Here is a 5,983-nt window from a genome sequence, read left to right on the forward strand (position 1 = left end):
GGCCCGTACGGCGTCCGTACGGGCCCGGCCGCCGTTCAGAGCGCGACGCCCAGCAGGGCGTCCACGGCCCGCGAGACCACACCGGGGGCGCCGGTGTCCTCGCCGCCGCCGGTGGCCTGGGCCCCGGCCCAGCGGTCCACGGCCGCGAGCGCGGCCGGGGCGTCGAGGTCGTCGGCCAGCGCGTCGCGGATCTCCTCGACGACGGCGAGCGCGGGCGGCCCGTCCGGGCGGGAGACGGCGGCCCGCCAGCGGCCCAGCCGCTCGGTGGCCTCGGCCAGGACCTGCCCGTCCCACTCCCAGTCGCTGCGGTAGTGCCGCGACAGCAGGGCGAGCCGGATGGCGGCCGGGTCCACGCCGTCCCGCCGCAGCTGGGAGACGAAGACCAGATTGCCCCGCGACTTGGACATCTTCTCGCCCTCGTAGCCGACCATGCCGGCGTGCACGTAGCTCAGCGCGAAGGGGTACGCGCCGGTGAGCGTCTGCGCGTGCGAGGCGCCCATCTCGTGGTGCGGGAAGGCCAGATCGGAGCCGCCGCCCTGGACGTCGAAGCCCATGCCCAGGTGCTCCAGGGCGATGGCCACGCACTCGATGTGCCAGCCGGGGCGGCCGGGGCCCAGGCTGCCGCCGTCCCAGGAGGGCTCGCCGGGGCGGGCCGCCAGCCACAGCAGCGGGTCGAGCGGGTTCTTCTTGCCGGGGCGGTCGGGGTCGCCGCCGCGTTCGGCGGACAGCGCCCGCATGGTCGCCGCGTCCAGCCCGGAGACCGAGCCGAAGTGCTCGTCGGAGGCGACCGAGTAGTAGATGTCACCGTCGAGTTCGTAGGCGGCGCCCTGGTCGCGCAGCCGCTCCACCAGCGGGACGATGCCCGGTATGGCCTCCACCGCGCCGATGTAGTGGCTGGGCGGCAGCATCCGCAGCGCGGTCATGTCCTCGCGGAACAGCTCCGTCTCGCGCTGCGCGAGGGCCGTCCAGTCCTCGCCGGTGGCCGTCGCCCGCTCCAGCAGCGGGTCGTCGATGTCGGTGACGTTCTGTACGTAGTGCACCTGCCGCCCGTTGTCCAGCCACACCCGCTGCACCAGGTCGAACGCGGTGTAGGTGGCCGCGTGTCCCAGATGGGTGGCGTCGTAGGGCGTGATGCCGCAGACGTAGAGCCGGGCCACGGGCCCGGGGGTGAGGGTCACCCGGCTCCCGGTGGCGGTGTCGTGAATCCTGAGGTCGCGGCCCTGACCAGGCAGCGCGGGGACCTCGGAGGCGGGCCAGGCATACATGTCACGAGCCTATCCGCAGGTGCCCCCGGTTACACGGCGGGCCCCGGGCCCGCCCGGGCCCTCAGATCAGCGGCCAGGGGATGGCGGGCCACTCGCCGCCCGGGCGCGGGTGGCGGCCGGTCCGCAGCAGTTCCGCGACCCGCTCGCGCAGCGCCGCGTACTCGGCGGGGCTGATCAGCTCGGCGATCCGGGCGCCCGGGCCGCCGGCGGGGTCGGCCAGCGCGTCGGCGAGGGACGTCAGGGCCCGCGGCACGCCGTCCGGCAGCGGCTCGCCGGCCCAGCCCCACAGCAGGGTGCGCAGCTTGTCCTCGGTGTGGAAGGTCACACCGTGGTCGATGCCGTGGAGCCGGCCGTCGGGCTGCGGCAGCAGATGGCCGCCCTTGCGGTCGCCGTTGTTGATGACGGCGTCCAGGACGGCGAGCCGGCGCAGCCGCGGGTCGTCGGCGTGCACCAGCAGGGCGGGGGTGCCGTCGGCCGTCTCCACCTGACCGATGGCCCGCCAGCCGGGGCCTGCCTCGGGCCCCTCGGTGAGCGCGAGCAGCTCGCCGGGCGCCGCGCCGGTCTCCCCGGCCCGGGGCCCGTCCCCGCTCCCGTCCTCGTCCTCGTCCTCGTCCTCGGCAGGCTCCGCGTCCTCGGCCAGCGGGTCGGGGCCCACCCACAGCTGGCACATGGTCTCGCCGCCCGGCCCCTCGCGCAGCACGGTGGGCGGCACCAGGTCCCAGCCCAGCGCCCGGCACACCTCGTAGGCGGCGACCTCACGGCGGGCCAGATTGCCCTCGGGGAAGTCCCACAGCGGGCGTTCGCCGGCCACCGGCTTGCACACACAGGGCACGGTACGGCCGCCGAGTTCCGCCGTGGCGTAGAGCACCGCGTTGGAGGCGTCGGGGATCCGGCCCAGGACGGTGAGCCGGCCGTGCGCGAGGATCTTGGCGGTCTCCTCCTGCTGATCGGGTGTCATGCCTGGCTGCGCCGGTATCCGTTCTGGCGCGGACATACGTGTCCCTCCGGGTCGAGCGGCAGGCTGCACAGCGGGCACGGCGGGCGGCCGGCGCCGACCACTTCCAGGGCGCGCTTGGCGAAGGCGCGGGCCATGGTGCCGGAGAGCCGGACCCGCAGCATGGGCGGGCCGTTCTCGTCATCGCGCAGCAGCCGTTCCTCGGCCTCGGCGAACTCCTCCTCGGAGTCGGCGTCGAGTTCCACGAGGGCCTGGGCCTCCACGATCATCCGCTCGTTCTCGCCGTCCCAGGCCAGGGCCATGGTGCCGACCCGGAACTCCTCCTCGACGGGCATCTGGAGCGGTCCGGTGTCGGCGAGTTCGGCCGGGGCGACGGCGGGCACGGAGGTGGAGCCGCCGGAGCGGCGCACCACCTCGTCGAGCAGTTCGTCGATGCGCTGGGCGAGCGCTTCCACCTGGGCTTTCTCCAGGGCGACGCTCGTGATGCGGCGGCCGGCCGTGGCCTGGAGGTAGAAGCTGCGCCGGCCAGGCAGTCCGACCGTCCCGGCGACGAATCGTTCCGGAGGGTCGTAGAGGAACACCTGACGGGACACGTACTGCTCCCAGGGGTCGGGGACGGACTGTTGTCGGTCGACACTGGCACCCTACTGCGCATCACGATCTCGGTGCCTAGGCACCGCCCCCCACCGGCGCATCGGTCTCGGCGGCCACGTCGCGTTCGGCCGCCGGGGTGTGCGGCGCGAACTCGCTGAGGTCACCGGTGTCGCCGAAGCGCAGCAGCAGGGGGTGGTGGTCGCCGTAGCGGATGGCGGTGACGGAGGCGGGGTGCGGGGCGATGCGCTGGAACTGGTCGAGGTGGAGGCCGAGGGCGTCGGCGACCAGGGCCTTGATGTTGTCGCCGTGGGTGCACAGCAGCCAGATGGCGTCGGGGCCGTGTTCGCGGGCGATCCGGGCGTCCCAGTCGGCCGCCGCGCTGACCACGCGCTCGGCCATGGCGCGCATCGCCTCGCCGCCGGGGAAGCGGACGGCGGAGGGCCGGCTGCGGACGGTGGCCATCAGGGGCAGTTCGGCGAGTTCGCGCAGGGTCCGTCCGGTCCACTCGCCGTAGTCGCACTCGGTGACCCGCTCCTCGGCGTGCACCGGGAGCCCGGGCCGGGCGGCGCGCAGCGGTGCGAGGGTCTCCACGCAGCGCTGGAGCGGGCTGTGCACGGCGGCGGCCAGCGGCACCCCGGCGAGCCGGTCCGGCAGGGCGGCGGCCTGGCGGCGGCCGAAGTCGTCGAGGCCGGTGCCGGGGGCGCGGCCGGCGAGCACCCCGGAGGAGTTGGCGGTGGTCCTGCCGTGGCGCAGCAGCAGCATGGTGGGCATGCGGCCAGCGTAGGGGGTGTCCGGTGGATCCCGCCTGGCCGGCGCCCTCCACCGGACACCCCCCGGCGTGCCGGATCCGGATCGGGGAGTAACCCCCGCCGGGGCAGGGTCGTTGGGCTGGGTGACGGCCGTGGCGGGGAGACCCCCGAGCCCCCACCACGGCCGCAGGCTTTCAGCCGACTCCGGCCCGCTCCAGGGCCTCGGCCCCGGCCCGTACGGCGGCGATGCGCTCGTCGAGGGTGAGCCCGGCCGGGGCGAGGGAGAGCGTGGTGACGCCGGCCTCGGCGTAGGCGCGCATCCGGTCGGCGATGCGGTCCACCGGGCCGACGAGGGTGGTGGAGTCGATGAGGGAGCGGGGCACGGCGGCGGCCGCGGCGTGCTTGTCGCCGGCCAGGTAGTGGTCCTGGATCTCGGCGGCCTCCTTCTCGTATCCCATGCGCCGGGCGAGGCGGTTGTAGAAGTTCTGCTCGCGGCTGCCCATGCCGCCGACGTACAGGGCGGTGTAGGGGCGGAAGTGGTCGGTGAGGGTGTCGAGGTCGTCGCCGACGGCGAGCGGGACGGTGGGGGCGATGTCGAAGCCGCTCAGGTCGGCGCCGATGGCGGCGCGGCCCTCGCGCAGCGGTGCGAGGGAGGTGTGTTCGGCGTGTTCGGGCGAGAAGAGGATGAGCAGGGCGCCGTCGGCGATCTCGCCGGTCTGGCGGAGGTTCTTCGGGCCGATGGCGGCGATGTAGAGCGGGATGCGCTCGCGCACGGGGTGCACGGTGAGCTTGAGGGGCTTGCCGGGGCCGTCGGGCAGCGGGAGGGTCCAGTGCTCGCCCTGGTGGGTGAGCCGCTGCCGGGACATGGCGGTGCGGACGATCTCCACGTACTCGCGGGTGCGGGCGAGCGGCTTGTCGAACCTGACGCCGTACCAGCCCTCGGAGACCTGGGGGCCGCTGACCCCGAGGCCGAGCCGGAACCGGCCGCCGGAGAGGGAGTCGAGGGTGGCGGCGGTCATGGCGGTCATGGCGGGGGCGCGGGCGGGGATCTGGAGGATGGCGGAGCCGACGTCGATCCGCTCGGTCCTGGCGGCGACCCAGCTCAGCACGGTCGGCGCGTCCGAGCCGTAGGCCTCGGCGGCCCAGCACACGGCGTAGCCGAGCCGGTCGGCTTCCTGGGCGACGGCGAGGTTGTCGGCGTCCATTCCGGCGCCCCAGTATCCGAGGTTGATTCCGAGCCGCATACAACCGCCTCTACTCGTCGGTAACCTGCCCTTGCGACGGACTCTACCCCGCGGCGCCAGTACGCTCAACGGCCATGGATCTTCGGCATCTGGGCCACACCGGCCTGCGCGTATCCCGGCTCGGGCTCGGCACGTTGACGTGGGCGAGGGACACGGAGGAGCCGGACGCCGCGGAGCTGCTGAAGATGTTCTGGGAGGCGGGTGGCACCCTGCTGGACACCGCGGATGTGTACGCGGACGGCGGGGCCGAGTACCTGCTGGGCCGGCTGCTGGATTCCCTGGTGCCGCGCTCCGAGCTGGTGATCGCCACCAAGGCGGGCAGCGTGCCCGATCCGGACCGGCGCTTCGACGCCTCCCGGGGCCATCTGCTGGCCGCCCTGGACGCCTCGCTGGAGCGGCTGGGCACCGACTACGTCGATTTGTGGCAGGTCCATGCCTTCGATCCGATGACCCCGCTGGAGGAGACCCTCCAGGCCCTGGACATCGCGGTGAGCAGTGGCCGGGCCCGGTACGCCGGTGTGTCCAACTTCTGCGGCTGGCAGCTCGCGAAGGCCGCCACCTGGCAGCTGGGCGTGCCGGGGGCGCGCACCCGGCTGGCCAGCACGCAGATGGAGTACTCGCTCCTCCAGCGCGGCGTCGAGCGCGAGGTGCTGCCGGCCGCGCTGGACCTGGGGGTGGGGCTGCTGCCGTCCTCGCCGCTGGGCCGCGGGGTGCTGACCGGGAAGTACCGGCACGGCACCCCGCCCGGCTCGCGCGGTGCCTCCAGCACCCTGGCCGGATTCGTCGCCCCCTACCTGGACGCGCCGGGCCGCCGGGTGGTGGACGCGGTGGCCACGGCGGCCGATGGGCTGGCCGTCACCCCGGCGCAGGTGGCGCTCGCCTGGATACGGGACCGGCCCGGGGTGGCCGCGCCGATCGTGGGGGCGCGCACGGCGCAGCAGCTGAACGAGGTGTTGTCAGTGGAGGACCTTAGGCTTCCTGACGAGATCTGCCGGGCGCTGGATGACATCTCGGCCCCGGTGCACCACTACCCGGACCATGACTGGAGTTCGCTGTGACCGACGGGAGCCAGCCGCCGCCGTCCGCCGAGGGCGCCCCCGCGGACCCGGCCGCCGCCCTGCGGGCCGCCGTGCGGGCGGTGGAGAGCGGGGAGCGGTCGGCCGCGTCCTTCTTCAC

General features: G+C 74.6%; 6 protein-coding genes. 1 reads left to right on the plus strand and 5 read right to left on the minus strand.

Annotation, left to right across the window (positions count from 1 at the left end; translation table 11 throughout):
• Positions 1–35: 35 nt before the first annotated feature.
• From mshC to ACFV5N_RS23475, 5 genes are all read right to left on the minus strand, one after another.
• Positions 36–1,265 (minus strand): cysteine--1-D-myo-inosityl 2-amino-2-deoxy-alpha-D-glucopyranoside ligase, encoded by a 1,230-nt coding sequence (gene mshC / locus ACFV5N_RS23455; RefSeq protein ID WP_385603221.1) that lies wholly within the window; start codon positions 1,263–1,265, stop codon positions 36–38.
• Positions 1,266–1,326: 61 nt separating this feature from the next.
• Positions 1,327–2,223 (minus strand): SCO1664 family protein, encoded by an 897-nt coding sequence (locus tag ACFV5N_RS23460; RefSeq protein ID WP_385603224.1) that lies wholly within the window; start codon positions 2,221–2,223, stop codon positions 1,327–1,329.
• Positions 2,220–2,813 (minus strand): DUF3090 domain-containing protein, encoded by a 594-nt coding sequence (locus ACFV5N_RS23465; protein WP_385603227.1) that lies wholly within the window; start codon positions 2,811–2,813, stop codon positions 2,220–2,222. The genes ACFV5N_RS23460 and ACFV5N_RS23465 overlap by 4 nt, the downstream gene beginning before the upstream one ends.
• A 76-nt stretch (positions 2,814–2,889) precedes the next feature.
• Positions 2,890–3,585 carry an MSMEG_4193 family putative phosphomutase gene (locus ACFV5N_RS23470; RefSeq protein WP_385603230.1) on the minus strand — a complete coding sequence of 232 codons (696 nt, stop codon included), beginning with the start codon at positions 3,583–3,585 and terminating at the stop codon, positions 2,890–2,892.
• A gap of 172 nt (positions 3,586–3,757) precedes the next feature.
• Positions 3,758–4,807: an LLM class F420-dependent oxidoreductase gene (locus ACFV5N_RS23475; RefSeq protein ID WP_385603233.1), complete on the minus strand. Its 1,050-nt coding sequence runs from the start codon at positions 4,805–4,807 to the stop codon at positions 3,758–3,760.
• A 74-nt stretch (positions 4,808–4,881) separates the two neighbouring features.
• Here ACFV5N_RS23475 and ACFV5N_RS23480 point away from each other — a divergent pair, with 74 nt between their 5' ends.
• Positions 4,882–5,865 carry an aldo/keto reductase gene (locus ACFV5N_RS23480; RefSeq protein ID WP_385603236.1) on the plus strand — a complete coding sequence of 328 codons (984 nt, stop codon included), beginning with the start codon at positions 4,882–4,884 and terminating at the stop codon, positions 5,863–5,865.
• Positions 5,866–5,983 lie beyond the last annotated feature (118 nt).

It is taken from the genome of Streptomyces sp. NPDC059853 (genome assembly GCF_042731495.1).
GTDB lineage: Bacteria > Actinomycetota > Actinomycetes > Streptomycetales > Streptomycetaceae > Streptomyces.

What these genes read in the sequence shown, in the direction of transcription:
- mshC (WP_385603221.1), bottom strand. Translation starts at nt 1,265, where the DNA reads ATGTATGCCTGGCCCGCCTCCGAGGTCCCCGCGCTGCCTGGTCAGGGC.
- ACFV5N_RS23460 (WP_385603224.1), bottom strand. Translation starts at nt 2,223, where the DNA reads ATGACACCCGATCAGCAGGAGGAGACCGCCAAGATCCTCGCGCACGGC.
- ACFV5N_RS23470 (WP_385603230.1), bottom strand. Translation starts at nt 3,585, where the DNA reads ATGCCCACCATGCTGCTGCTGCGCCACGGCAGGACCACCGCCAACTCC.
- ACFV5N_RS23475 (WP_385603233.1), bottom strand. Translation starts at nt 4,807, where the DNA reads ATGCGGCTCGGAATCAACCTCGGATACTGGGGCGCCGGAATGGACGCC.
- ACFV5N_RS23480 (WP_385603236.1), top strand. Translation starts at nt 4,882, where the DNA reads ATGGATCTTCGGCATCTGGGCCACACCGGCCTGCGCGTATCCCGGCTC.